This window comes from Aeromonas sp. QDB63, from assembly GCF_027707425.1.
GTDB lineage: Bacteria > Pseudomonadota > Gammaproteobacteria > Enterobacterales > Aeromonadaceae > Aeromonas > Aeromonas caviae.
In genome coordinates this window covers 47,813-72,740 of sequence record NZ_JAPCIS010000011.1, presented here as the reverse complement: position 1 = coordinate 72,740, position 24,928 = coordinate 47,813, and the positions used below count along the sequence as shown (strand labels likewise).

The following is a 24,928-nucleotide window of genomic DNA, read 5'->3' as shown; positions in this document are numbered from 1 at the left end:
CGTTTGCATACAGAGTGATCAATCGGGCCATTTCAGCCTGGAGGATCTACTCGGCGATCACCGTCTGCCAGGTCTTGAAACCGCCGGAGAGGTTCTTCACCCGAAAACCGTGCTGGCTCAGCAGGCGGCAGGCCACGTGACCGCGCAAACCCACCTGGCAGCTGATGAGCAGCTCTTTATCCCTGGGCAGCTCATGGAGGCGGCCACGCAGCTCGTCCAGAGGAATGTGCAGCGCCCCCGGAATGCGCCCCAGCTTGTCGAGTTCGGGGCCATTTCGCACATCCACCACCAGCTGATGGGGGTGGCGAGCCTGCACCTCGGCTGCGTGGCAGAGCAGGGTGTCCCCCTTCAGATGGTTGCTCGCCACGAACCCGGCCATGTTGATCACATCCTTGGCCGAGCCAAAGGGCGGCGCATAGGTGAGCTCCAGATCCTGCAGATCAAACACGGTGAGGCCGGCGCGCTGGGCCACCGCCAGCACGTCGATGCGCTTGTCGATGCCATCCTTGCCGATGGCCTGGGCGCCGTAGATCTTGCCATCGGGGGCAAACAGCAGCTTGAGGCTGACCGGGTGGGCACCGGGGTAGTAGCCGGCGTGGCTGCCCGGGTGGACATAGACCTTCTCGAACGGCAGCCCCAGCTGCACCAGCCGCTTCTCGTTCAGCCCCGTGCTCGCCACCGCCAGATCGAACAGCTTGCAGATGGCGGTCCCTTGCGTCTTCTTGTAGGTTTCGCTTCGCCCCAGCATGTTGTCGGCGGCAATGCGCCCCTGCCGGTTGGCGGGGCCCGCCAGCGGGATCAGCACGGACTCGCCGGTGACGAAGTCGGTCTCCTCCACCGCGTCCCCCACCGCGAAGATGCAGGGATCCGAGGTGCGCATGCCCGCATCCACCTTGATGCCGCCCCGCGGTCCCAGCACCAGCCCCGCCTTGGCGGCGAGCAGAGTCTCGGGCTTGACGCCGATGGCGAGGATCAACAGGCCGGTGTCGAGATGAGAGCCGTCATTGAGGGTCAGGCGCAGTCCACCCCGCTGGGCGGTCGCCACGGCGGCGGTCTTCTCGGCAGGCACCTCCAGGCTCTCGATGGCCGAGAGGCCGGTGCGCAGGCGCAGATCGATGCCCTCCTCCCGGATACGGGCATGGAGCATGTTGGCCATCTCCTTGTCCACCGGCGCCATCACCTGATCGGAGAGCTCAAGCAGGGTGACATCCAGCTTGCGCTGGTGCAGCGCCTCCATCATCTCCAGCCCGATGAAACCGCCCCCCACCACGGTGACGTGGCGGGTCTTGTCGTGCGCCAGCGCCGCCAGGATGCGATCCATGTCGGGAATGCTCCGCAGGGTGTGTACCCCCGGGCTCTCGATGCCGGGGAAGGGAGGCCGGATGGGGGCAGCGCCCGGGCTCAGCAGCAGCACGTCGTAGGCTTCGCGCCGCTCTTCGCCGGTGAGCAGGTTGCGCACCAGCAGGCTCTTGCCGGCCCTGTCTATCTCGATGACGTCGTGAAACACCCGCACATCCACGTTGAAACGGCGCTTGAAGCTTTGCGGTGTCTGCAGCAGCAGGGCATCCCGATCCGGGATATCCCCCCCGATGTGATAAGGCAGACCGCAGTTGGCGAAGCTCACGAACTCGCCCCGCTCGAACATCACGATCTCCGCCTCTTCGCTCAAACGGCGGGCACGGGCGGCGGCGGACGCCCCCCCGGCCACACCACCCACTATCAGGATCCGTTTCATCTGCAAGACTCCACTCAACAGGAAATGACCAATAAATTAGACTTATCTAATTTAGAATTCAATGAAATTTTGTTTGCCACGGATTTGCAGTATTCTTGCCCTCCGACAATTGCTCAACAGGATAGTGTCAGTTCATGTCGTCTACCGCGCTCAGCCATCTTCCGACCGCCAGCCAGGCGCCCCTGTTCTTCCGCCTGGATACCCGTAGTCAACGGCTGGTCGCCCTGACCGATGTGATGCAGACGCCGCTCCACTGGCTCGACGAGCCCCGCAGTGCCTGGCCGGCCCAATTGCCGGACGCCCTGCGCCAACCCATCGAGCAGCGGCTGGCCAGCGGCAAGGGGGGCAAGCTGGTGCTGCGCTTTGACGCCCTCCTCTGGCACATTTCCCTCTCCCACGAGCAGGACGCCTTCTGGCTCATCTGCCTGCAGACTCAGTCCCAGGAGAGCGCCGCCAGCCTGTCCCTGCAACTGCCGCGCCTGAGCCAGATGGCCAGCCAGCAGCAGTATGACGCCATGCTGGAGAGCCTCAAGGAGTGCCTTGGGGCCGATCGCCTGATCCTCTGGCACTACCAGGCCCATGGCGCCCTTGGCGGCGAACAGCTGACCCCGGTGTTCACCCTGGGGGTGGACGCGCTCGGTGCCATTCGCGGAGACAGCCGTTACATCCGGGCCCTGCGCGCCCGGGGCGCCCTGAGCTTCTCGGAGGCGGCCCACCAGCCCATGTTGAGCCAGCACTACTATCTGGCCGATGCCAATGTCTGCTCCCGCCTGGACGGCGCCTTGCTGGAGCAGGAGAAGCTCATCGGCGTGCTCAGCCTGGAGTATGCCGAGAGCACCCTCATCAGCGATGACACCCTGCAACTGGTGCGTCATTGTGCCCGCTTGCTCGGCCACTGGCAGCCGGACCCCGTGGCGACCGACGCCCCGGACCTCGCGCCTCCCCCGGGGCTTGCCAACCTGACCGGCAACGATTACTGCCGCGCCCTGCTGCGCTGGGCCATGGGCCTGAGCGGTGCCCACAGGGGCTGGATCGGCGAGTTTCAGCCTCGCGGCCAGGATCTCTGGCTCATTCCCCGCTGCGTGGTGGAGGGGGATGCTTTCGCCGTCGTCAAACCCATGCCCATGGACATCGGCCCGGGCCGGGAGATCTTTCAGCACGGGCAGAGTCTCTACGTGGAAGATCTGGCCCTGCGCTATCCCCAGTCCAGCCAGCTGCTGGCCCTCGACGCCAAGGCCTATGTCGGCATCCCCTTCCCGGGGCCAAACGGTCTCCCCCTGGGGCAGCTCACCCTGCTGCTCGCCACCCCTCTGGCCGATCCCGCGCCCCTGCTGGACGTCCTCTACGAACAGCGCGAGCGGGCCGCCAGCGAGTTGCAGCGCCTGGCCAATGACGATGCCCTGCGCCTGGCCGAAGTGGCCTTCAACACCCACGACGGCCTGCTGGTGATGGATCCCGGGGGCATCATCCTCAAGGTCAATGCCTCCTTCAGCCGCATCACCGGCTTTGCCAGCGAGGAGATGCTGGGCCTGCACATCGACGCCCTGAGGCCCACCTACTATGGCGACACCCTCAAGGAGGAGGTGATCGCGGCGGTCAACCGGCAGGGATACTGGCTCGGGGAGGAACAATGCCTGCACAGGGAAGGACACCTCTTCCCGGTGCGGCTCATGGTGAGCGGGGTCAAGGACGAGGAGGAGGAGATCAGTCACTTCGTCTGCAGCTTCCACGACATCACCCAGGAGAAGGAGACCGCCCGCCACATCGAGCGCCTCGCCTACTACGACGACCTGTGCGATCTCTACAACAGGCGCAGCCTGACCGACATCATGCAGCGCACCCTGCAGGCCCCGAGTGGTCAGTGGGGGGCCCTGCTGCTGCTGGATCTGGACAACTTCAAATCCATCAACGACTCCCTCGGTCACGCCTGCGGCGATCTGCTGCTCCAGGCCGTGGTGGTGCGACTCAAGTCCCTGCCCCAGGAGAACCTGGTGCTCGCCCGCACTTCGGGTGACGAATTTGCCCTGCTCTTCACGGCACTGGGCCAGGGCTATATCACCGCCAAGATCCTGGCGGAGCACTTTGCCCGGGAGCTGATGGGGATCTTCCGTGCCCCCTTCGACATCGGCGATCACAAGCTGCACTGCAGCGCCTCCGTGGGGATCAGCCTGTTCAGCGATGACGACAAGGATCACCTTGTCCTGATGCAGCAGGCCGATACCGCCGTCCACATGGCCAAGCGCGCGGGCCAGGGCAACCATATCTTCTTCAGTGAAGCCATGGCGGAAAAAGAGAAGAGCAAGCTTTCTCTCAACAACCAGCTGCGCGATGCCCTGCGCAACAACGAGCTGGTGCTGCACTACCAGCCCCAATACCGGGTCGACAACGGCACGCTCTCGGGCATAGAGGCGCTGCTGCGCTGGCAGAAGGCCGACGGCACCATGGTGCCACCCGGGGAGTTCATCCCCATCGCCGAGGAGACCACCCTGATCCAGGAGATAGGCTACTGGGTGATGAAGACCGCCTGCGCCCAGTACAGCTTCTGGCTCAACAACGGTCTCGCCATCCCCCATCTGTCGGTCAACGTCAGCGCCCGCCAGTTCCACACCGCCGGTTTCGTGCAGCAGGTGGAGTACATTCTGCGGGACACCGGGGTGCCCCCGTCGCGCCTGCTGCTGGAGATCACCGAGTCCGTGGTGCTGGAAAACCGGCTGGAGAGTATCGCCAGGATCCGCCAGCTCAAGGCCCTCGGCCTGCTCATCTCCATCGACGACTTCGGCACGGGCTACTCCTCCCTGGCCTATCTGCGGGATCTGCCCGCCGACGAAGTGAAGCTCGACAGAAGCTTCATCCAGACCCTGGTCCACAGCGAACAGGACAAGGCCATCGTCAAGGCCATCCTGGATCTCGCCCGGGTGTTTCGTTTCACCGTCACCGCCGAAGGGGTGGAGGAAGAGGAGCAGCTCGCCGTGCTCAAGGCCCTGGGATGCCAGCATTATCAAGGCTTCCTCACCAGCCGGCCGCTCCCCGTCAAGGCACTGGAGAGCCTGCTGGGTGCCACCCCTGCGGGCTAAACTGGTAGGATTTATAGGGCTTTCTGTCATAAAATAACGACCGCTCGAACCTTGTCCGCACCATTGGAGTCGTCTATGTCAGTCATTAACCGGATCCCCGCCGTTGAATCCAAGGGACCTGCCACCCCCGGCACGCAGCGGATCCCGACCGTTGAAGCCAGCGACACCGGCACTACCGACATCATTGGCCGGATCCACTCCGTCGAGACCTGCGGGACCGTCGACGGCCCCGGCATCCGCTTCATCGTGTTCATGCAGGGCTGCCTGATGCGCTGCAAGTATTGTCACAACCGGGACACCTGGGACACCCAGGGCGGCCGCGAGGTCACCGTGCCCGAGCTGATGAAGGATCTCACCAGCTATCGTCACTTCATGAATGCCTCCGGCGGTGGCGTGACCGCCTCCGGCGGCGAGGCCATGCTGCAGCAGGAGTTCATCGCCGAACTGTTCACCGCCTGCAAGGCCCAGGGGATCCACACCTGCCTGGATACCAACGGTTTCGTGCGTCACTACGACGAGTTGCTCGACCGGGTGCTGGACAACACCGATCTGGTGCTGCTCGACATCAAGCAGATCAACGACGAGAAGCACATTCCCCTCACCCACGTCAGCAACAAGTACACCCTGGAGTTCGCCCGCTACCTGGCCTCCCGCGGCCAGACCATGTGGATCCGCTACGTGGTGGTACCCACCTGGTCCGACGATGACGAGAGCGCAGAAGGACTCGGCCAGTTCATCGCCGAGCTGGGGGAGTGCGTCGAGAAGGTGGAGCTGCTGCCCTACCACGAACTTGGCAAGCACAAGTGGGACGTGCTGGGAGATACCTACGATCTGGTCGGCATCAAGCCCCCCAGCAAGGAGACCATGGACAGGGTCCAGGGCATCCTTGGCAAGTATCACCCCAACGTGAAGTATTGAGACAGGAGGCCGCCCGGCAGAGGGCGGCCTCTTTTCATTGCGCCGGCATTCGCCACGGCGCCATCACCGACAGCCGCATCCGGGGGAACCGCTCATGAGTGAAGGACAAGTCGCCGCCCTCCTGCTCTGGCTGGTGCTGCTCGCCTTCAGTCTGAACGCCTCCCTGCTGCGCACCCTTGGCGCCCACCCGCTCTATCAGCATCTTTGCCTCGGCGGCGCCATCGTGCTGGTACCGCTGTGGACCTTGCGGGCCGGGTTGCACGAGGGGCTCGAGATCCACTTTCTCGGCCTCACCAGCCTGACCCTGTTGCTGGGCTGGCGCCTCGCCCTGCTCGCCCCCTGCCTCACCCTGCTGCTCCTCGCTTACTTCGGGGTCATCCCCCTGGCCGACATCGGCTGGCAGGCCCTCATCGGCGTTGCCCTGCCGGTGGCCACCAGCTGGCTGCTGTTTCTGGGGAGCTGGGCCTGGCTGCCTCGCCACCTCTTCGTCTACCTGTTCGTGGCGGCATTTCTCGGGGGGGCGCTGAGCATCTCGGCCAAGGTGCTCGCCAGCGCCCTGCTGATGGGGGTGAGCGGCACCTACTCCTGGCACACCATCAGCGCCGACTACCTCTCCATCTGGCCGCTGCTGCTCTTCCCCGAGGCGCTCCTCAACGGCATGACCATGACCCTGCTCGCCGTCTATCGCCCCCACTGGGTCAACACCTTCTTCGACAGGGAGTACCTGGGGCGCTGAACCTGCCCGTAGTCCATAAAAAAAGCCCGCAGTTGCGGGCTTTTTCTCTGCTGGCAGTCAGACGCTGCGCGGGCGCAGGTGGGCATGCCAGCGGGCTTCCCACTTCTTGAACAACCAGACGATGACGAAGGTGAGCAGCATGTAGAGCAGACCTGCGGTCAGGAACGCCTCGAACGGACTGTAGTAGCGGGAGTTGATGATCCGCGCGGCCCCCGTCAGATCGACGATGGTGATGATGCCCGCCACCGCCGACCCCTGCAGCATGAAGATCACCTCGTTGCTGTAGGCCGGCAGCGCACGGCGAAACGAGTTGGGCAGGATGATGCGGGTGAGGGTCTGCCAGCGGGTCATGCCAAAGGCGCTTGCCGCTTCGATCTGCCCCTTGGGCATGTTCATCACGGCGCCACGCACTATCTCGGCGGTGTAGGCACCGGTGTTGAGAGTGAACGCCAGCAGGGCACAGAACCAGGCTTCCGAGAAGAGGGACCAGGCCGCACTGTTCTTGAGCCACTCCCACTGGGCGGCACCGTAGTAGATGATGAAGAGCTGCACCAGAAGCGGGGTGCCACGGAAGAAGTAGATATAGGCCCAGATTGGCCCCTTTATCAACCAGTTGCGGCTGTTGCGCAGTATGCCCATGGGCACCGCCAGCATGAGCCCCAGCATGAGCGAGGCGGCCACCAGCCAGATGGTGGTATAGAGCCCCTCCCAGTAGGTGGGCCACTCCTTGAGAATGATCGAGAAATCCATGGCTTACCTCGTCTTGATGGCGTAGTGACGCTCGGCCCACTTGAGCGCCGAGGTAGAGACTGCGGTGAAGACCAGGAAGATCAGCGCCACCGCCATGTAGAAGGTGAAAGGCTGCTGGGTCGAGCCCGCCGCGAGCGACGCCTTTCGCACCATGTCATCGAGCCCGATGATGGAGACCAGGGCAGTGGTTTTCAGCAGCACCAGCCAGTTGTTGCCAAACCCGGGCAGGGCGTGGCGCATCATCTGGGGAAAGAGGATCCGCACAAAGACCTGGCTTGCCCGCATACCGAAGGCACGGGCCGCCTCGAGCTCCCCCTTGTCCACCGCCAGGATGGCGCCGCGGAAGGTCTCGGTCATGTAGGCGCCGAAGATGAAGCCGATGGTGGCGACCCCGGCCGCAAACGGGCTGATGTCGATGTAATCGGGCAGCAGGGAGACCCACTCCTGGTTCGGGTTGCTCGCCAGCAGGTGGTTGTTGTAGGCCTCGTTGACCCAGGTGCAGATCCCGTTGATGAGCACCTGGCCGCCGAAGAAGAGCAGCATCATCAGCACCAGATCCGGGATGCCGCGAATGACGGTGGTGTAGGCCGCCGCGATGCCGCGTGCCCACTTGTAGGGAGAGAGCTTGGCCAAGGCCCCCAGCATGCCGAGCACCAGGGCCAGCAGCAGGGAGGCGAGCGCCACCTCCAGGGTGATCCAGGCCCCCTCCAGCAGAGAGGTTTCGTATCCTTTCAAATCAAACATATGCAATGCAGCTCCATCGCAATCGGGCCCGTCACTCCCAGCGGAAGGCAACGGGCCCGATGACTACTGACGGGATCAACCTGTCGTTGTTCGCCTGACGTCGGCTTACTCGCCGTACACGTCGAAGTCGAAGTACTTGTCGTTGATTTCCTTGTACTTGCCATTGGCACGCAGGGCCAGGATGGCGGCATTGAATTTCTCTTTCAGATCCTTGTCAGCCTTGCGCACCGCGATGCCGGCACCCTCGCCAAACCACTTGGGATCGGTCAGTTTCGGGCCGATGAACTCGAAGGCATCGCCCCCTTCCTTCTTCAGCAGGCCGTCGCTGATGGCGGCGGAGTCGGCCATCACGTAGTCGACACGGCCGGATTTCAGATCGAGGTAGGCTTCATCCGCAGTGCCGTAGCGCTTGATGGTGGCGTTGGGGAAGTTGTCGGTGATGTAGGTGTCCATGGAGGTGGCACGCTGCACGGCGATAGTCTTGCCGTCCATGAAGGCCTTGTCGAGCTGGATTTCGGTCCCTTTCTTGGCGGCGAAGCGCGCCGGGATGTGCTGGTACTTCTGGGTGAAGTCCACCTTCTTCTTGCGCTCTTCGGTGATGTCCATGGTGGCGATGATGGCGTCATACTTGCGCGACAGCAGCGCCGGAATGATGCCGTCCCAGTCCTGCTTGATCAGGGTGCACTTCACCTTCATCTCTTCACACAGGGCGTTGGCGATGTCGATGTCGAAGCCTTTCACCTCGCCGCTCGGCTCGGTCCAGGAGAAGGGGGGATAGGCCCCTTCCACCCCGATCCGGACCTCTTTCCACTCCTTGGCCATCAGGCTACCGGAACACAGGGCCGTCATCACGGCAGTCGCCAGCATCAGCTTGTTCATGTATCTCTCCTTGATAAACACGTCGATCGTTGAAAGTACGGATGGTTTAAATTGAATCCCGTCCATCAATAGATGGACGAGATGAATTGCTTGAATCGCTCCGACTTGGGATGGGCGAAGATCTCCTTGGGATTCCCCTCCTCCTCCACGCGCCCCTGGTGCAGGAACATCACCTTGTTCGACACGTCGCGGGCGAAGGACATCTCGTGGGTCACCACCATCATGGTACGCCCCTCTTCCGCCAGCTCGCGCATCAGGCCAAGGACCTCCCCCACCAGTTCAGGGTCGAGGGCCGAGGTAGGCTCGTCAAACAGCATCACCTCGGGCTCCACCGCCAGCGCCCGGGCGATGGCGGCCCGCTGCTGCTGGCCGCCGGAGAGGTGACCGGGATAATAGTCGCGACGCTCCCACAGCCCCACCCGGTTGAGCAGATGCTCCGCCTTGGCGATGGCCTCGGCACGGGGCACCTTGAGCACCTGGATGGGCACTTCGATGATGTTCTGCATGATGGTCATGTGGGACCAGAGATTGAAGCTTTGAAACACCATGGCCAGTCGGCTGCGGATACGCTCCACCTGGCGCATGTCTTCCGGCAGGCGTTCGCCGGAACGGCTGGTTTTCATCCGGATCAGCTCCCCATGGAGGGAGACGCTGCCCGATGAGGGGGTTTCAAGCAGATTGATACAGCGTAGAAAGGTCGACTTCCCCGAACCCGAGGAGCCGATGAGGGAGATCACATCCCCCTTGTGGGCCGTCATATCGATGCCCTTGAGCACTTCGTGGGTGCCAAAATACTTGTGCAGATCACGAACTTCCAGTGCGGCAACGTCGCTCATCCATTACAACCTTGTCTGTCCCTAGACGCCGCTTCGGCGTGACTCCACCATCGTTAATTTAACAAAACGTTAACCGATGGCAACCTTCAGCGAAAATATCATTGAGGTAGTGAAAAAACAATACAGAACCGAGGTATTTGGTGTTTTATCTGTATTTTTATTGGCCTATTGAGTATTTTTCAGCACTTTGTCTGCATAAAATCCATTTTTTGTCGCACCTTCCCTACCGCTCTTTTATACCCGCATCGCACTGGTAGCAAGCATATTTCACCATATCCGCCAGATGTCACCCAAAAGGACTTTATTCACCCAGGCAGATTCCCCTTCTCTCGTCATTTCATGGGGATGAAATTGATTTTTCAGGTGATGTGGCCCTCTTTCTCTGTTTGCATACAGAGCCGACTGTCATCAAAAAACACAACAATATGATAAAAAAGTCCCGTATGGGCCATGCTGATGCACAGATCCGTGACACAGGTGCAACAAGTCGTGATAAGGTGCCGTTTTTCCACGTTTTGTGATCGAGGCCCCGATGTTGCTCAATGTGTTGCTGATCCTGCTGCCGCTGGTGATCGGCTATCTGGTTCCCCTCTCTTCCGCCCGTCTGATCAAGCTGGTCAACCAGTCCCTGGGCAAGATGGTCTACCTCATCCTGTTCCTGATGGGGCTGGGGCTGGCCTATGTGGAGAACCTGGGCAGCAACCTGGCAGTGATCTTCAAGGTGGCAGGGGTGATGCTCGCAGCCATTACCCTCTGCAACCTGCTGGCCCTGTGGTGGCTGGACAAACGCAGCCCCCCCACCCACGAGGCCAGTGACGGCAAGATGCCGAGCAAGCTGCACCTGTTGTGGGAATCCCTCCAGCTCTGTTTCGTGGTGTTGGGGGGCGTCTTGCTGGGGCTGGTGGTGGACCTGCGCGCCCTGCCCATCGACAAGTGGAGCGAGTGGGCCCTGATGCTGCTGCTCTTGCTCATCGGCATCCAGATGCGCAACTCCGGCATGCGCCTGCGCCAGATCCTGCTCAACCCCTGGGGCATGAAGATCGCGCTCACCGTCATCCTCAGCAGCTGGCTCGGCAGCCTGCTGGCCGCCCAGCTGCTCGGCATGCCCTTTGCCCATGGCCTCGCGATAAGCTCCAGTTTTGGCTGGTATTCGCTCTCCGGCATCCTGGTAGCGGACAAGCTGGGCCCGGTGCTGGGCTCCGCCGCCTTCATCAACGATCTGGGGCGCGAGCTTATCGCCATCCTCATCATCCCGGTGCTGATGCGCCGCCACCCCAGCGCCGCCATCGGCTACGGCGGCGCCACGGCGCTGGACTTCACCCTGCCTGTCATCCAGAAATCCGGCGGCATCCAGGTGGTGCCGGTGGCCATCGTCTCCGGCTTTATCCTGAGCCTGCTCGGCCCCATTTTGATCCTGGGGTTCCTGGCCATCTGAGCCCCATGGCACGAAAAAGCCCGGCACTGCTGCCGGGCTTTTTGTTGATGAACTGAGCGGGCTGAATGACAGGCGCCGGTATTCAGGTGCGCCACCGACCCCCACTCATCACCCGCTCGATGGTGAACGTATCAGGATCGATCAGCAGCAAATCCGCATCCTGCCCCACCCCCAGGGTACCCTTGCTCGCAAGCCCCAACGCCCTGGCCGGATTGGCCGTCACTACCGCCAGTGCCGTCTCCAACGCCACCCCCTTGCCGCAGGCCGCCACCACCTCCTGCCACAGGCTCCCTATCTGGCCGCAGCGCAGCTCGATGAGCCGCCCCTCGCCGTCAAAGCGCGGCAGACTGGCGTTGGCGTCCGAGCTGAAGCTGATGCGATCCACGGGCACGCCAGCCGCCAGCAACGCCACCAGGGCGTCGGCCGCGAGCCGCTCCCCGTCATCCAGCAGGTCCGGGAAGCTCGACGTGGTGAGGTCGACCCAGCCGCCTGCCCGACCCCACTCGATGGCCTCGGCAAAGAGCCAGGGATTGCGGTTGCAGTGAGTGGGGTAGAGCTGGCGAAGCGGGATGTCGGTGTCATCGCGCAGGGCCCGCAGGGGCGCCAGCGCCCCGCGGCCATCTCCCAGGTGAAAGAAGCTGACGCCACTTTTGCCCGACAACAGCCCGGCCACCCGCGCCTCGCTCGCCAGGCGCGCCAGCTCGTCGTGGGTGGGGGCGCTGGACCTGTGATCGCTGATGGCCACCTCCCCCACCCCCAGCACTTCGGGGATCAGCATGATGTCCGACTCCACCGTGCCGGTGAGGGTCTTGACCGGCAGGTGGTAGGAGCCGGTGTACATGAAGGCGCTCACCCCGGCGGCGCGAAACTCGCGCACCTTCCCCAGCACCTGGGCCGGGCTGCGGGTCAGGCTGTCGGTGCCGAGGGCCGCCACGAGCGTGGTAACCCCCGCCGCCAGAGCTTCCCTTGCCGAGAGCTCCGGCGTGCGAAAGCCGAAGCCTCCCTCGCCTCCCCCTCCCGTGATATGGGCGAGCGGGTCTACCAGTCCGGGCACCAGATAGCGGCCGCCAGCGTCCACCCGCGTCAGTGGCCAGTCGACCGGAACCGTCAGTCCCTTGCCCATCCAGGCGATGCGGCCATCCGCCACCAGCAGATCCTGCTGGCCGAGCGGGGCCGGACTATGGATCTGTGCACCCTCGATCAGGGTCAACATGGGGTCTCTCCTTGCTGCATGAAAAAGGAGGGAGCAGGCTCCCTCCGACTGTTACCCATCAACCGCCATAGATATCGTACTTGAAGTACTTCCGGTTGATCTCCTGATACTTGCCGTTGGCGCGCAGGGCCTTGATGGCGTCGTTCAGCCTGGCCCTGAGATCCGGATCCCCCTTGCGCACCGCGATCCCCATGCCGTCGCCAAACCATTGACGGTCGGTCAGGGCCGGCCCCACATAGTCGAACTTGTCGCCCCCTTCCTTGCCAAGCAACCCCTGTTCGATGGCCGAGGCGTCGGCCAGCAGGGCCAACACCCGTCCCGCCTTCAGATCGAGGTAGGCTTCATCGGCACTGCCGTAACGCACTATGGTGACGCTGGAGCCGAAGTTGTCGGTCAGGTACTTGTCGTGGGTGGTGGCCCGCTGCACGCCGATGCGCTTGCCCGCCATCCCTTCCGGCGTCAGCGTCAGTTCGGTGCCCCTGGCCGCCACGAAGCGGTTGGGAATGTGTGCATATTTCTCGGTGAAGTCGACCTTCTTGCGCCGCTCGTCGGTGATCGACATGGCAGCGATAATGGCGTCGTACTTGCGCGACAGCAGGGCCGGGATCATGCCGTCCCAATCCTGGGCCACCAGCTCGCACCTGACAGCCATCTGCTGGCACAGGGCGTTGGCAAGATCGATGTCAAATCCCTTGATCTCTCCGGACGCATCGGTCCATGAGAAGGGCGGATAGGCCCCCTCCACGCCAAAGCGTACCGTCTTCCACTCCTTGGCGGTGACGGGGGCGGCGAGCAGACAGGCAGCAACAAGGGCTGACAGGGTCAGTGTGGTCTTCATCGTGAGTACTCCATTACATAAAAAGCGCACAGGCGCGGTCAAGGCATCGCAGGCAGAGGCAAGCGATGGCCAACAAACGGCAAATTGCAGATGAGCGGGATTACGCCGCCATGGGCGTCAATGAACTGCTCCGGGGCCTCGACCTATTCGTCGAACCACTCGGAGAGATAGAAAGGCTTGAAGTAGAAGGCCAGAAAAAAGCCTCTGGCTTTGCGCATCATGGTGATTTGTCGCGTCCTGTGACAAAGATGGCAAGCACCTTACCACGCCTCAAATTTGCCCGGCAAGGGGACTTGGGGATGAAACATCCTGCCCATGGTCAATCCGGCCACGATTCGTTAGGCTCGGATCACCCGTTCACGCCCAGGCACGCGAGCCCCATCCCATGAATTTTCTCGCCCACCTCCATCTGGCGGCCCATACCGGCAGCTCCCTCACCGGCAACCTGCTGGGGGACTTCATCAAGGGCCCGCTGCCGACGGGTCTGGCTGACCACTTCGACGAGGGGATCTGGCTGCACCGCAAGATAGACGCCTTCACCGATGCCCACCCGGCCCATCGGGCCGCCGTGGCGAGCTTCGACCCCCCCTGGCGCCGCTTCGGCGGCATTGTGGTGGACATGCTCTACGATCACTGGCTCAGCCAGCACTGGCAGAGGTTCAGCGCAGCCCCCCTGCCCCGCTTTCTGGCGCAGAGCTATGGTCAACTTCTCCTGGATCATCACAGCCTGCCACAGGGCCTGCCGATGGCCCTGCGGCACATGGCCGAGCAGGACTGGCTGGCCTCCTACCTGTACCGGGAAGGGGTGGGGGCGGCCCTCAACGGCATCGGTCGTCGGCTGCGCCGCCCCGTGCCGCTCGGGGAGGCGCTCCACGCCCTGGATCAGGCTCGCTGGATCGAGGCCGAGCACGCCTTCCTGCACTTCTACCCGGAGCTGATGCGCTTTTGCGAGGCGCAGATCGCCGCCCACCGCACGGCCACCTCATCCCCACCATAAAAAACGCCCCGAGCGGGGCGTTGTCATCGGGGGAATGCTCAGGCCTTGGGGCTGGCCGGCAGGAAGCGAAACGCCTTGGCCGGGACGAATTTCTCCGCCGTCTCCCCCGCATAGAGCTGCTGCTCGGTCAGGGGCAACTTGCGCACCGGGGCCCCCGCGGTGAGATCCAGCTTGTCCATGCTCACCCAGAAGGTGTTGGGCAGATGGGTCAGCTCGAAGAAATAGCGGCGATGCTGCTGATCTGCCACGCTGCGCCACAGGGTGGTGGAGATGTTGGGCTGATCCGGGGTGCTGATCCCCATGGGTACCGAGACATTGCGCATCACGCTCATCACCCCGGCCACCGCCTCGTTGGCCTGGTCGGTCTTTGGCAGGGTCTTGATGTAGAAGGAGGCGCGGGCAAAACGGTCCGCCGAGCGGTTGGTGCCGGGCAGCATGGTGAGACCGCCAATCTCCTCCCAGTAGTCGTTGAGGGCCAGTTGCTTGTCAAAGGTCGGCGAGTTGGTCATCACCTGATAACTGCGATCGTGGTAGATCTGCAGCTTGCCCCCCACGTACTGGAAGATGGCGGAATCGCCGCTCGCATCGGAGAGGGAGAGGTGCAGCTGGCCCGGCTTGCCATCCGGGGTCAGGGTGGTCACCACATAGAACTCGTCCTTCGACAGGGCGGCGACCGCATCGGCCACGGTGGCGAAGTTGTCCAGCGCGTACTGGGCCCAGAGCGAGATGGAGAGAGTCTTGCGCGGATCCTTGTCGCTCGGGGTCACATACTCGGACTCGGTCAGATAGAGGAGGTTGGCCACCAGCCCCTTCTCGTTCATGCCGTCGGCGGTGCCCGCATCGAAGCCTGCCGCCACCACGGAGCCGAAGCGCGACGTCCACGTCATGGAGTGCGCACCGGCCTCCCCTTCCCGCGCGATGCCACGGGGCAGCGCCCAGAGATTGGTCGGCATGGCGCTGCGCCAGTCCATGGTACGACCGGTCACCACCAGCGCTCCCTCCCCTTGATAGACGGCGCGGGTACAGGCATCGGCGAGGGAACTGACGGAGAGGGAGACGGTCAGGGCCAGTAGGGTCTTGTGCAACAGGGGGGAACGCAGGATTGTCATATGGATCACTCGAGTCTGGTGAAAACACAAGCATACCCCTTTTTGCATAACAGGGGCTGACTGAGGCTGGCAAACCAGGTGACAGATCTGCCAACAGAGGCGCTTCCCTGCCAATCAGCGATCAATATCCATAAATTAATCAAAGAGATAAGCAAGCCACTTCGGGGCGATACCGCCAGATGCCATTCGCTGGCTTGCGTCGGTTTCAGACACATACCCTGCCCGCCAGCAGGCGGACAGGGAGGGGCTCAGCCTTCCTTCTTGCGGATACTCAGCCCCAGCTCGCGGCCACGCAGGCGGGCATAATAGATGGTGCCCACAAACGCCAGGGTGGTGAGCACCAGCTCCACCACCGCCAGCCACCGCTCCCCCTCATCCGTGGTGATCAGGGTCAGGGCGTGCAGGAAGTAGGGCATCAGCACGAAATTGCCCCAGGCGTGGGTGTAGGGATTGCCCTGCACTATGCCCTTGAGGGGGAAGAGCAGCGGCACCGTCCAGATCACCGGCAACAGCCAGGGATTGAGGTCCGGGTGGGGCGAGAGCCAGAGGTGCCAGAGCAGCACCCAGGCCAGCAGGCCGAAAAAACCGGCCAGGGTCAGCAGGCGAGCGAAGCGGGTGCTCACTTGAGGATCTCCAGCACCTGCTCGGGCGGACGGCCGATGCGGGCCTGCCCGTTCTTGATGACGATGGGGCGCTCGATGAGCTTGGGGTGCTGGTGCATGGCACGAATGAGGTCATCGCCGCTCACCTCGCCGAGCCCCAGCTCCTTGTAGAGATCTTCCTTGGTGCGCATCAGCTGTCGGGGATCCGTGAAGCCAAGCTGGCTCAGGAGGGTGCGGATCTGTGCCTCGCTCGGGGCCTGCTCCAGATAGAGTACCACCTCGGGGGCGACCCCGTGCTGTTCCAGCAAGGCCAGGGTTTCACGGCTCTTGGAGCAGCGCGGATTGTGGTAGATTTGGGTCTCGCTCATGATAACTCCCTGATTAATCGCAAGATGGGACAAGAAATGGCGCTATTGTAGGGGAAACGGATGGTCAGGGTAAGCGGGAAGGCTATGGAAATGAAACGGATCTGTTGGCTGATTGTGGCAACCCTGATGGGGGCCTGCAGCCCGGCACCCGACTTCACCGACGGCGCGGGAAAGAAGGTCAGCCTCGCGGATCTCGGTGGCAAGCCGCTGCTGGTCAACTACTTCGCCCCCTGGTGCGCCCCCTGCCTGCGGGAGATGCCCCTGCTGGCAACATTGCACCAGGAAGGCCAGATCCGGGTGATCGCCATCAACTATGACCCCGCCTCCCCCACCGAACTGACCGAGCTGGCACAGCGCCACGCCATCAGGGTTCCCCTGATGATCCCGGATGACGACGCCCGCCTCCCGTTCCCAAGGCCCGGGGCGCTGCCCACCAGCTATCTGCTCGATGCCAGGGGCACGCTGCTGGAGACCCTGGTGGGGGAGCTGGACGAGCAGAAGATAGGCGAGATAAAACGCCGCCTGGCGAGCGCCCAATAGCAGAGCCATCCATCACATTCATTTCTTCATCATCAAGATGCGTTGAAACCGATGAAAGGCCCTATTTTAGCCTGCAAAACAAGGCGGGGTGCCCCCAAAGGAGCACCCCGCCTGCCATCAACCCGCTCCGGACTCAGCCCTTGAGGCTGTCCAGATCCTTCTTGGCCCGCTCCAGCTGGGTGATGCGCGCCTCGATGCGGGCCAGGGTCAGCTTGTCGCTGGTGGTGCCCCGCGCCACGATCAGTTCGTCGATGGCCGCCTGATAGTCACCGCGCAGGGAAAGGGTCTCCGCCCGTGCCATGTGCAGGTCCGTCATCCTGCCCGCCTTGCGGTAGGCGTCCGACAGCAGGCTCCAGGCCAGGCTGTTCTCGTCGTGCTCCCGGGCATAAGGGTCCAGGATGGCGATGGACTTCTTGTAGTTGCCCCCCTCCAGATAGGCGTTGCCGAGGTTCACCACCACCACCTCGTTGTCCGGCATCCGGGTGCGGAAGCGCTCCAGTCTGGCGATGGCCTGGGCGCTGCGCCCCTTGGCGAGATCGATGTCGGTCAGGGCATCCACCACGAAGAGATCCTCCGGGTGACGGGTCGCCAGCTCCTGCATCAGGGTGTCGGCCTCGTCGGTGCGCTTGAGCTGCAACAGGGCCAGCGCCTTGCCATAGATGGCGGCATCCTTGAGGGGGTAATCCCCCTTCTGCAGGCGGCTGTCGAAGTAGGTGAGCAGCGCCTGGGGCGTCTCGGTGCCATAGCGCACCTGGATGCGCACCTTGGCCAGCCAGAAGTCCAGGCTCGGCGGCAGGGCGCGCGCGCCATAACTCCCGGCCCGGGCACGGGCTTCGCTGATCCGGGTCTCCGGCAGGGGGTGAGTCAGCAGCATCTCCGGCGGCTTGCTGGCGTAGCGGTACTCCGCCGCCAGCTTCTGGAAGAAGTTGGCCATGCCCATGGGATCGAACCCGGCGTCATACAGCGTCTTCATGCCGATGCGATCCGCCTCGTATTCGTTGTCCCGGGTGTAGTTGATGGCCGACTGCATCGACAAGCCAAGCGTGGTCTGCAAGGCCGCGATGCCGGCGGTGGGGTTGATCACCGCGAGTGCAATGGAGCCCACCAGGCCGGCCAGGGTCATGGCGGAGCTGCTCGCCTGTGCCTCCATGTAACGGGCGATGTGACGCTGGGTCACGTGGGTGATTTCGTGGGCCAGTACCGAGGCCAGCTCGCTCTCGCTCTCGGCGTAGAGGAAGAGGCCGGTGTGCACCTTGACCCGGCCACCGAGGAAGGCCGCCGCGTTGATGCTGGGATCGTTGATGAGGAAGAAGGTGAACGGGAAGCGCACCCCGTCGGCATTGGTCAGCAGCCGCTGGCCCAGATCGTCGATGTATTCGTTCAGCACGGGGTCATCGATGATGGGCAGGCCCGCCCGGGCAAAACGCATGAAGGCGTTGCCGTAGCGCACCTCCTGCTCGATGGGCAGTGCGGCGACCCCGGCGGTACCGATGTCGGGCAACTGGTTGCTCCCCTGGGCGTGGAAGGTCGCCCCCATCAGGGTGACCAACAGGGGAAGCGATGCTATCAGGGGGGAAAAACGTGCCACGTTATCTCTATCTCCAATCAGACCCCAGCGGGCATCGGCAGAATACCCTTGCCATTCAAGGCCCACAAGCGTTGTTTCATCCTCTCATCACGGCCATAATGACCGCCACGCACGCGATGGAGTTCTCATGGAACAGCTCGACCTGACCCCCTGGCGTTGTCCCGAGCCCCTCATCCGGCTCAAGCTCTGGTTGCGCCAGGCCCGGCCCGGTCAATCCGTGTGCATCCAGCTCGGGGATGCAGGCTCCCGGCAGGACATTCCCGCCTATCTGCGCCGTCAGGGTCACCATGTCCAGACCCGGGAAGAGTCAGCTGCCCGCCTCTCCCTGCTGCTCGTCGTTGCCCGTCCCCCCCGGGACGCCCTGCTCGCCCCCGAGCCCATGCCACCCACCCCGTGAGCCGCCATTCAAGGAAGCCTCGATGTTAGATGTATTGAAGCGCTGGTATCAGACCCGTTTTTCCGACCCCGATGCCGTCACCCTCTTCCTGCTGCTGGTCTTCTGCTTTGCCGTGCTCTGGCTGTTTGGGGATCTGCTGGCACCGCTGCTGGTGGCCCTGGTGATGGCCTATCTGCTGGAGTGGCCGGTGAGTCGCCTGCAACGAGGCGGCCTCTCTCGCACCGTCGCTACCAGCCTGGTCCTGCTGTTGTTCATCACGGTGACGACCCTGATGCTGCTGGGCCTCATCCCGACGCTGGTGAGCCAGGGGGTCAACCTGGCCAAGGAGGCCCCCGCCATGCTGGCCCATGCCCAGGACTATGTGCGCACCCTGCCGGAAAAATACCCCGAGATCATCGACGTCAGCCTGGTGGAAACCATCATCGACAACATTCGCCAGCGCATCCTGACCGGCGGCGAACAACTGGTGAGCGCCTCTTTGAGCTCCCTCATCAACGTGGTGGCCATCCTCATCTACGCCATCCTGGTGCCCCTGATGGTCTTCTTCATGCTCAAGGACAAACAGGTGCTGATGGGGGGCCTGCGCCGCTTCCTGCCCCGCAACCGCACCCTGGTGAACCGGGTCTGGGTGGAGATGAACGACCAGATCATCAACTACATCCGCGGCAAGGTGATCGAGATCGTCATCGTCGGCATCGCCACCTATGTGCCCTTCGCCCTGATGGGATTGCGCTACTCCGCCCTGCTGGCGGTCGCGGTGGGCTTCTCCGTGCTCATCCCCTATATCGGTGCCGCCGCGGTGACCGTGCCGGTGGCCATGGTGGCCCTGTTCCAGTGGGGGCTGACCCCCGACTTCGCCTGGCTGATGGTGGCCTATTTCGTGATCCAGGCCCTCGACGGCAACCTGCTGGTCCCCCTGCTCTTCTCCGAGGCGGTCAACCTGCACCCGGTGGCCATCATCATCGCCGTGCTGGTGTTTGGCGGTCTGTGGGGCTTTTGGGGCGTCTTCTTCGCCATTCCCCTCGCCACCCTGGTCAAAGCGGTGCTCAACGCCTGGCCCAAGCGGGAAGATCTCCCCCGCCCCGCCCCCTGACCCTGGCAAGGGGCGAGGCCGGGTCTCGCCCCTTCCAGATACCGGCCACCAGCAGCACCTCCGTGACGCTGGCTCATGCTTGCCTTGTCGGGTTTAATTGAAAACCGACATCCGTTTTGACTTGCTACGCCGGTCTGATTCGTTCCCACTGCCCACCCACCGACAAGGATCTGTCATGTCCCCAGTCCCTGCCCTGCGCCATGCCTCTCTGGGTGCCTTTCTGGCACTGCTGTTCTGTTCTCCCGTCCGGGCAGACCTCGATATAGGGGCCCTCAGCGCCTTCTCCAGCGACAGCCCTGACAGCCCCATTCCCAAGGGGCTGGTGCTGGGCGGGGCCGTCATCGGCGGTCAGGCCCTTTACCAGCACCAGGACGACACCCTGATGCCCATCCCGGGGGCCCTCTATTTTGGTGACAACCTGATGTATTTGGGGGATCGGGCCCGCTACTACCTCAGCCGCAATGGCAACCTCTCGACCTATGCCTTCGGCCGGATGCGCTTTGGCAACCTGGACCCGGACGACGATCCCTTCCTCCATGGCATGGAGAAGCGCAAGGGGCAGTTCGAGGCCGGTGTTGGGGCCGATCTCATCACTCCCTACGCCCTCTGGAGCGTGCGGGCCACCACGGATGTGACCGGCACCAGCAACGGTCAGGAGCTGATGCTGTGGGCCAACTTCCCCATCATCCGCGGTCCCCTGCTGCTGATGCCGGGAGCCGGCGTCATGCTGCGCAGCCACAACCTCGCCAACTACTACTTCGGCGGTGTCTCGCAAGACGAAGCGAGGGCGGACAGGCCGGCGTGGAACACGGGCACCACCCTCTCCCCCATGGTCTCCCTCATCGGCAGCTATCGCTTCAGCGCCAACTGGATTGGCGGCTTTGGCATCAACTACGAGCGCTACGACGACGACATCGCGGACAGCCCCATCGTCCAGCATCAGGGAGAACTCTATGCAGGCTTCGGGGTGGGCTACATCTGGTAGCCCCGACTGGGCAACAAAAAAGGAGCCCATGGCTCCTTTTTTACGGCTATCCGGCGCAGCGTCACCCTGCCACTTCGGCGAGAAATTCGGCGAGCGCCCGGTTGATGAACGCGGGGTTCTCCAGGGTCGAGATGTGACCGGCCCCCGGGATCTCCCTGAACGGGCACCCCAGCACCTCGGCCATCAGATACCCCTCCAGCACAGGGCGAGCCTTGTCCTCGCACCCCGTCATCACCAGTGCGGGCAGCCTCATCTCTTCGAGCCAGTCGATGCGATCCTCCCGGGTCACGAAGCTGCGCCCCACCGCCACCAGGCTCGCCACCTTGTCGGCGGGCCATTGGGCCAGCCGGGCCTTGAAACCGGCCATCAGGGCCGCGTCCGGTTGATGGGCAAAGAAGAGCGGCGCCACCTGATCGGCGATGGGCGCAGGCACGGCGCCGACCTGTTCGATCATCGCCAGCATGCCGAGATAGCGCTCGCAGGTAATCTGGGGTTCAAGGCCGACGAAGCTGTCCATCAGCACCAGGCCCTTGAGGCGAGCAGGCGCCATGCGCGCCAGCTCCACGCCCCACATGCCACCGATGGAGAGCCCCACCAGCACGCACTCGTCGATGCCGAGGGCATCGAGCAGCGCCAGATGATCCCGGGCCAGGGCCGCCAGGGTGCAGGGCCCCTCGGGCAGCACATCGGAATCCCCGTGACCCCAGAGCTCGGGCACGATGCAGCGATAATGCTCCTTGAGGGCCTCGATTTGCGGTGCCCACATGGCACTGTCCCACAGGTAGCTGTGGCCAAAGAGCAGTGCCGGACCCTGCCCCTCGTCCAGATAGGCCATGCGGCGGCCCGCTATCTCCATAAACTGCTTCATGTTTTCTCCTGTTGCCAGCGGCGATGAAACTGGCTTTCCTGTTTTTCTGTTGCCAGCGGCTGATGAGGCGGCAGTGTAACACGCCACCCTTGGCAGGGGTGCCCGCCTGGTGCAAGCTGGAGAGACTCACAACGAGGAGTCACCAAGGAGAGGATGATGGCCAAGGAAAAGAGCAAGAAACGCCCCCGTCTGGACAAGAAGACCTACGAACATCACCTCGCCCACCTGCAGGAGGAGCTGGTCAAGTTGCAGGAGTGGGTCAAGCAGGAGGGGCTCAAAGTGGTGGTGCTGTTCGAGGGGCGCGACGCCGCGGGCAAGGGGGGCGTCATCAAGGCGATCACCGAACCCCTCAACCCCCGGGTCTGCCGGGTCACCGCCCTGCCCGCCCCCTCGGATCGGGAGCGCACCCAGTGGTACTTCCAGCGCTACGTGGCGCACCTGCCCTCGGCGGGCGAGATGGTGCTGTTTGACCGCTCCTGGTACAACCGGGCCGGGGTCGAACGGGTGATGGGCTTTTGCAGTGACGACGAGTATCGCGAATTCCTGCGCGCCTGCCCCGAATTCGAGCGGATGTTGATCCGCTCCGGCATCACCCTCATCAAATACTGGTTCTCGGTCAGCGACGAAGAGCAGGAGAAACGCTTCAAGGAGCGCATCAACACTCCCATCAAGCGCTGGAAATTCAGCCCCATGGATCTGCAATCCCGCTCCCGCTGGGTCGAGTATTCCCGCGCCAAGGATGACATGTTCACCTACACGGATACCGAGGATTGCCCCTGGTTCGTGGTGGACGCCGACGACAAGCGCCGCGCCCGCCTCAACTGCATCTCCCACCTCCTTGGCAAGGTGCCCTACGAGGCGATCCACTACGAGCCCATCACCCTGCCTCCCATCAAGACCGAAGGGTATGAGCGCCCTCCGCTCACCAGCCAGCACTTCGTGCCGGACGTCACCGCCGCCCTCGAGTCAGACAAGCACGGACAGTGACGGGCCCCGGCCAGCCGCACCCGCTGGCCGGAACCCGGGCCTCGGATGACGGGCAATAAAAAGCCGGTCTTGCGACCGGCAAAAGGCATTGAACGTATAGAAAGGAAAACCTGGCACTCTCGCCCTCTCAGGCGCGGATATATTTGGCCGTGCGCGGGAACGCCTGCTCTTTGGCATCGAACAGGTAGCAGGCTTCGGCCGGGATGCCGACGCTGTACTCCTGGCCGGTGGCCACGTCGATGTCGGAGCTCGCCTTGACGGTGAAGTCATGACCATCCACGTCCATGTAGACGAAGGATTCTGCCCCCAGGTGTTCGGCTACCTGCACCACGCCGCTCACGCGGCTGTCGGCATGGGCATGACCCAGCGGCACCAGGTGCTCGGGGCGAATGCCCAGCTCCACCTTGTCGCCCACCGCGCCGCGACGGGCATCCACCCGGGCACGCACGGTATCGCCGGAGGTGAGCTTGACCACGCACTCCTGCTCCCCGATCTCCACCAGCTCGCCCGCCAGGAAGTTCATCTTGGGGGAGCCGATGAAGCCTGCCACGAACTTGTTGTCCGGGTTGTGGTAGAGCTCGAGGGGGGTGCCGAACTGCTCCAGGTTGGTGGCCGCCTCGCCCTTGAGCGGGCTCAGCACCACGATGCGGTTGGCTAGCGTCATGGCCTCCACCTGGTCGTGGGTCACGTAGATGATGGTGGAGTTGAGCTCCTTGTGCAGCTTGGCGATCTCGATGCGCATCTTGACCCGCAGAGCGGCGTCGAGGTTCGACAGGGGTTCGTCAAACAGGAACACCTGCGGCTGCTGCACGATGGAGCGGCCGATGGCCACCCGCTGACGCTGACCGCCAGAAAGGGCCTTGGGCTTTCTGTCCAGCAAAGGCTCGAGACCCAGGATCTCGGCGGCGCGCATCACCCGCTTGTGGATGTTCTCCTTGTCCATCTTCTTGAGCTTGAGGCCAAAAGCCATGTTCTCGTAGATGTTCATGTGCGGGTAGAGGGCGTAGGACTGGAACACCATGCCCACGTTGCGCTCCACCGGCGGCACGTCGTTCATGTAGCGCCCGCCGATGGTCAGCTCGCCGCTGGTGATGTCTTCCAGACCCGCGATCATCCGAAGCAGGGTGGACTTGCCGCAGCCGGACGGGCCGACGAAGACGATGAACTCCCCTTCCTTGATGTCGAGGTTGATGCTGCGCAGGGTGTCCTTGTGGACAGCCGGGTCGTAATTTTTGCGAACGTTGTTGAGTACTACTTCAGCCATGTCGAGCTCCGCTCTTGAATCTTTGCAAATCGTGATGACGGGGGGAGCCAGCTCCCCCGGCCATGAACCGTTAACCTTTCACGCCGCCTGCGGTCAGACCGCCCACCAGCCAGCGCTGGGCGAGCAGGAAGACGACCGTGATGGGGAAGCCTGACAGCACGGCGGCTGCGGCGAAGTCACCCCACAGGTAGTTCTGCGGATAGAGGTACTGCTGGGCCCCGACCGCCAGGGTCAGATTGTTCACATCCTGCAACAGGATGGAGGCCATGGGCACCTCGGTGATGGAGCCGATGAAGGCCAGGATGAACACCACCGCCAGAATGGGCACCGACAGGGGCAGCAGGATCAGGCGGAACGCCTGCCACGGAGTAGCGCCATCGATGGCCGCCGCCTCCTCCAGGGAAGAGTCGATGGTCTCGAAGTAGCCCTTGATGGTCCAGACGTGCAGGGCAATGCCCCCCATGTAGGCCAGGATCAGGCCGCCGTGGGTGTTGAGACCCAGCCAGGGGATGTAGTCACCGATCTTGTTGAAGAGCGCGTAGATGGCCACCAGTGCCAGCACCGCCGGGAACATCTGGAAGATCAGCATGCCCTGCAGGATGGTGGACTTGCCACGGAACCGCAGACGGGCGAAGGCGTAGGCACAGGTGGTGGAGAGCACCACTATCATCAGGGCGGTGATGCCCGCCACCTTGATGGAGTTCCACAGCCAGGTCAGCACCGGGAACGGCGGCGGCGTGATGCTGCCATCGGCGTTGGTGATGGACATGCCGAGCGCCAGCTTCCAGTGATCCAGGGTCGGATTGGTGGGGATGATCTCCCCCACCGAGAAGTTGCCGTTACGGAACGAGATGGCGATGACCATGATCAGCGGGAAGATGATCAGTGCCAGGAAGCCCCACATCACCAGGTGGGTTGCCCACACCCGGTATTTGACTGATTTGGGTTGTACGATTGCCATGTTGAAGCCTC

Annotated in this window: 25 protein-coding genes; 11 read left to right on the top strand and 14 right to left on the bottom strand. The window is 63.2% G+C overall.

Annotation, left to right across the window (positions count from 1 at the left end):
• Nucleotides 1–46: 46 nt before the first annotated feature.
• Nucleotides 47–1,735 carry an FAD-dependent oxidoreductase gene (locus tag PG879_RS09835; RefSeq protein ID WP_161469663.1) on the bottom strand — a complete coding sequence of 563 codons (1,689 nt, stop codon included), beginning with the start codon at nucleotides 1,733–1,735 and terminating at the stop codon, nucleotides 47–49.
• Nucleotides 1,736–1,869: 134 nt separating this feature from the next.
• Here PG879_RS09835 and PG879_RS09830 point away from each other — a divergent pair, with 134 nt between their 5' ends.
• From PG879_RS09830 to PG879_RS09820, 3 genes are all read left to right on the top strand, one after another.
• On the top strand, nucleotides 1,870–4,809 hold the full coding sequence (locus PG879_RS09830) for a sensor domain-containing phosphodiesterase (RefSeq protein WP_161469664.1): 2,940 nt from the start codon (nucleotides 1,870–1,872) through the stop codon (nucleotides 4,807–4,809).
• 75 nt (nucleotides 4,810–4,884) lie between these two features.
• Nucleotides 4,885–5,727 carry a pyruvate formate lyase 1-activating protein gene (gene pflA, locus PG879_RS09825; RefSeq protein ID WP_010674272.1) on the top strand — a complete coding sequence of 281 codons (843 nt, stop codon included), beginning with the start codon at nucleotides 4,885–4,887 and terminating at the stop codon, nucleotides 5,725–5,727.
• A 94-nt stretch (nucleotides 5,728–5,821) separates the two neighbouring features.
• Nucleotides 5,822–6,463 (top strand): energy-coupling factor ABC transporter permease, encoded by a 642-nt coding sequence (locus PG879_RS09820; RefSeq protein WP_053288556.1) that lies wholly within the window; start codon nucleotides 5,822–5,824, stop codon nucleotides 6,461–6,463.
• A 57-nt stretch (nucleotides 6,464–6,520) separates the two neighbouring features.
• Here PG879_RS09820 and PG879_RS09815 read toward each other — a convergent pair whose 3' ends face one another.
• The 4 genes from PG879_RS09815 to PG879_RS09800 all read right to left on the bottom strand — a co-directional run bounded on the left by PG879_RS09815 (nucleotide 6,521) and on the right by PG879_RS09800 (nucleotide 9,672).
• Nucleotides 6,521–7,213: an ABC transporter permease gene (locus PG879_RS09815; protein WP_010674270.1), complete on the bottom strand. Its 693-nt coding sequence runs from the start codon at nucleotides 7,211–7,213 to the stop codon at nucleotides 6,521–6,523.
• Between the two features lie 3 nt (nucleotides 7,214–7,216).
• Nucleotides 7,217–7,957 (bottom strand): ABC transporter permease, encoded by a 741-nt coding sequence (locus PG879_RS09810; RefSeq protein WP_010674269.1) that lies wholly within the window; start codon nucleotides 7,955–7,957, stop codon nucleotides 7,217–7,219.
• A 105-nt stretch (nucleotides 7,958–8,062) separates the two neighbouring features.
• On the bottom strand, nucleotides 8,063–8,836 hold the full coding sequence (locus tag PG879_RS09805) for an ABC transporter substrate-binding protein (RefSeq protein ID WP_010674268.1): 774 nt from the start codon (nucleotides 8,834–8,836) through the stop codon (nucleotides 8,063–8,065).
• 65 nt (nucleotides 8,837–8,901) lie between these two features.
• Nucleotides 8,902–9,672 carry an ABC transporter ATP-binding protein gene (locus tag PG879_RS09800; protein ID WP_010674267.1) on the bottom strand — a complete coding sequence of 257 codons (771 nt, stop codon included), beginning with the start codon at nucleotides 9,670–9,672 and terminating at the stop codon, nucleotides 8,902–8,904.
• Between the two features lie 532 nt (nucleotides 9,673–10,204).
• Between PG879_RS09800 and PG879_RS09795 the strand changes: the two genes are divergently transcribed.
• On the top strand, nucleotides 10,205–11,107 hold the full coding sequence (locus PG879_RS09795; RefSeq protein ID WP_029314327.1) for a lysine exporter LysO family protein: 903 nt from the start codon (nucleotides 10,205–10,207) through the stop codon (nucleotides 11,105–11,107).
• Nucleotides 11,108–11,189: 82 nt separating this feature from the next.
• Here the strand turns inward: PG879_RS09795 and iadA are convergent, their stop codons facing one another.
• Both iadA and PG879_RS09785 read right to left on the bottom strand, forming a co-directional pair.
• Nucleotides 11,190–12,320, bottom strand: a complete 1,131-nt coding sequence (iadA, locus tag PG879_RS09790) for a beta-aspartyl-peptidase (protein ID WP_010674265.1) — start codon at nucleotides 12,318–12,320, stop codon at nucleotides 11,190–11,192.
• A gap of 58 nt (nucleotides 12,321–12,378) precedes the next feature.
• Nucleotides 12,379–13,158 carry an ABC transporter substrate-binding protein gene (locus tag PG879_RS09785; RefSeq protein WP_010674264.1) on the bottom strand — a complete coding sequence of 260 codons (780 nt, stop codon included), beginning with the start codon at nucleotides 13,156–13,158 and terminating at the stop codon, nucleotides 12,379–12,381.
• Nucleotides 13,159–13,223: 65 nt separating this feature from the next.
• Between PG879_RS09785 and PG879_RS09780 the strand changes: the two genes are divergently transcribed.
• Both PG879_RS09780 and PG879_RS09775 read left to right on the top strand, forming a co-directional pair.
• The gene (locus PG879_RS09780; protein ID WP_029314324.1) at nucleotides 13,224–13,547 is read left to right on the top strand and encodes a hypothetical protein; all 324 of its coding nucleotides are present in this window, start codon (nucleotides 13,224–13,226) and stop codon (nucleotides 13,545–13,547) included.
• Nucleotides 13,544–14,155, top strand: coding sequence for an acyl carrier protein phosphodiesterase (locus PG879_RS09775; RefSeq protein ID WP_010674263.1), 612 nt, complete (start codon nucleotides 13,544–13,546; stop codon nucleotides 14,153–14,155). Before PG879_RS09780 ends, PG879_RS09775 begins: the two co-directional genes overlap by 4 nt.
• 38 nt (nucleotides 14,156–14,193) lie before the next feature.
• Here PG879_RS09775 and PG879_RS09770 read toward each other — a convergent pair whose 3' ends face one another.
• From PG879_RS09770 to arsC, 3 genes are all read right to left on the bottom strand, one after another.
• Nucleotides 14,194–15,264 carry a linear amide C-N hydrolase gene (locus PG879_RS09770; protein ID WP_010674262.1) on the bottom strand — a complete coding sequence of 357 codons (1,071 nt, stop codon included), beginning with the start codon at nucleotides 15,262–15,264 and terminating at the stop codon, nucleotides 14,194–14,196.
• A gap of 248 nt (nucleotides 15,265–15,512) precedes the next feature.
• Complete coding sequence (locus PG879_RS09765; RefSeq protein WP_010674261.1) at nucleotides 15,513–15,887, bottom strand: DUF2069 domain-containing protein; 375 nt, start codon at nucleotides 15,885–15,887, stop codon at nucleotides 15,513–15,515.
• Nucleotides 15,884–16,234, bottom strand: a complete 351-nt coding sequence (gene arsC, locus PG879_RS09760; RefSeq protein WP_010674260.1) for an arsenate reductase (glutaredoxin) — start codon at nucleotides 16,232–16,234, stop codon at nucleotides 15,884–15,886. Before arsC ends, PG879_RS09765 begins: the two co-directional genes overlap by 4 nt.
• A gap of 60 nt (nucleotides 16,235–16,294) precedes the next feature.
• Between arsC and PG879_RS09755 the strand changes: the two genes are divergently transcribed.
• Complete coding sequence (locus PG879_RS09755) at nucleotides 16,295–16,774, top strand: TlpA family protein disulfide reductase (protein ID WP_216944029.1); 480 nt, start codon at nucleotides 16,295–16,297, stop codon at nucleotides 16,772–16,774.
• 133 nt (nucleotides 16,775–16,907) lie between these two features.
• Here PG879_RS09755 and PG879_RS09750 read toward each other — a convergent pair whose 3' ends face one another.
• Nucleotides 16,908–18,362: a beta-barrel assembly-enhancing protease gene (locus tag PG879_RS09750; protein WP_223918331.1), complete on the bottom strand. Its 1,455-nt coding sequence runs from the start codon at nucleotides 18,360–18,362 to the stop codon at nucleotides 16,908–16,910.
• Nucleotides 18,363–18,489: 127 nt separating this feature from the next.
• On the opposite strand from PG879_RS09750, the gene PG879_RS09745 reads away from it, so the two are divergent.
• From PG879_RS09745 to PG879_RS09735, 3 genes are all read left to right on the top strand, one after another.
• A complete protein-coding gene (locus PG879_RS09745) occupies nucleotides 18,490–18,759 on the top strand; it encodes a sulfurtransferase TusA family protein (RefSeq protein ID WP_042880621.1) in 270 nt (89 codons plus the stop codon).
• A 22-nt stretch (nucleotides 18,760–18,781) separates the two neighbouring features.
• Nucleotides 18,782–19,852 carry an AI-2E family transporter gene (locus tag PG879_RS09740; RefSeq protein WP_029314318.1) on the top strand — a complete coding sequence of 357 codons (1,071 nt, stop codon included), beginning with the start codon at nucleotides 18,782–18,784 and terminating at the stop codon, nucleotides 19,850–19,852.
• A 175-nt stretch (nucleotides 19,853–20,027) separates the two neighbouring features.
• The gene (locus PG879_RS09735) at nucleotides 20,028–20,837 is read left to right on the top strand and encodes a MipA/OmpV family protein (protein ID WP_254203826.1); all 810 of its coding nucleotides are present in this window, start codon (nucleotides 20,028–20,030) and stop codon (nucleotides 20,835–20,837) included.
• Between the two features lie 61 nt (nucleotides 20,838–20,898).
• On the opposite strand, the gene PG879_RS09730 is transcribed toward PG879_RS09735, so the two are convergent.
• Nucleotides 20,899–21,705, bottom strand: a complete 807-nt coding sequence (locus PG879_RS09730) for an alpha/beta fold hydrolase (RefSeq protein ID WP_161646972.1) — start codon at nucleotides 21,703–21,705, stop codon at nucleotides 20,899–20,901.
• 156 nt (nucleotides 21,706–21,861) lie between these two features.
• On the opposite strand from PG879_RS09730, the gene ppk2 reads away from it, so the two are divergent.
• Nucleotides 21,862–22,692, top strand: coding sequence for a polyphosphate kinase 2 (gene ppk2, locus PG879_RS09725; RefSeq protein ID WP_010674253.1), 831 nt, complete (start codon nucleotides 21,862–21,864; stop codon nucleotides 22,690–22,692).
• 127 nt (nucleotides 22,693–22,819) lie between these two features.
• Here ppk2 and PG879_RS09720 read toward each other — a convergent pair whose 3' ends face one another.
• Both PG879_RS09720 and malG read right to left on the bottom strand, forming a co-directional pair.
• Nucleotides 22,820–23,956, bottom strand: coding sequence for an ABC transporter ATP-binding protein (locus PG879_RS09720; protein ID WP_010674252.1), 1,137 nt, complete (start codon nucleotides 23,954–23,956; stop codon nucleotides 22,820–22,822).
• A 70-nt stretch (nucleotides 23,957–24,026) separates the two neighbouring features.
• The gene (gene malG / locus PG879_RS09715) at nucleotides 24,027–24,917 is read right to left on the bottom strand and encodes a maltose ABC transporter permease MalG (protein ID WP_010674251.1); all 891 of its coding nucleotides are present in this window, start codon (nucleotides 24,915–24,917) and stop codon (nucleotides 24,027–24,029) included.
• Nucleotides 24,918–24,928: the final 11 nt, after the last annotated feature.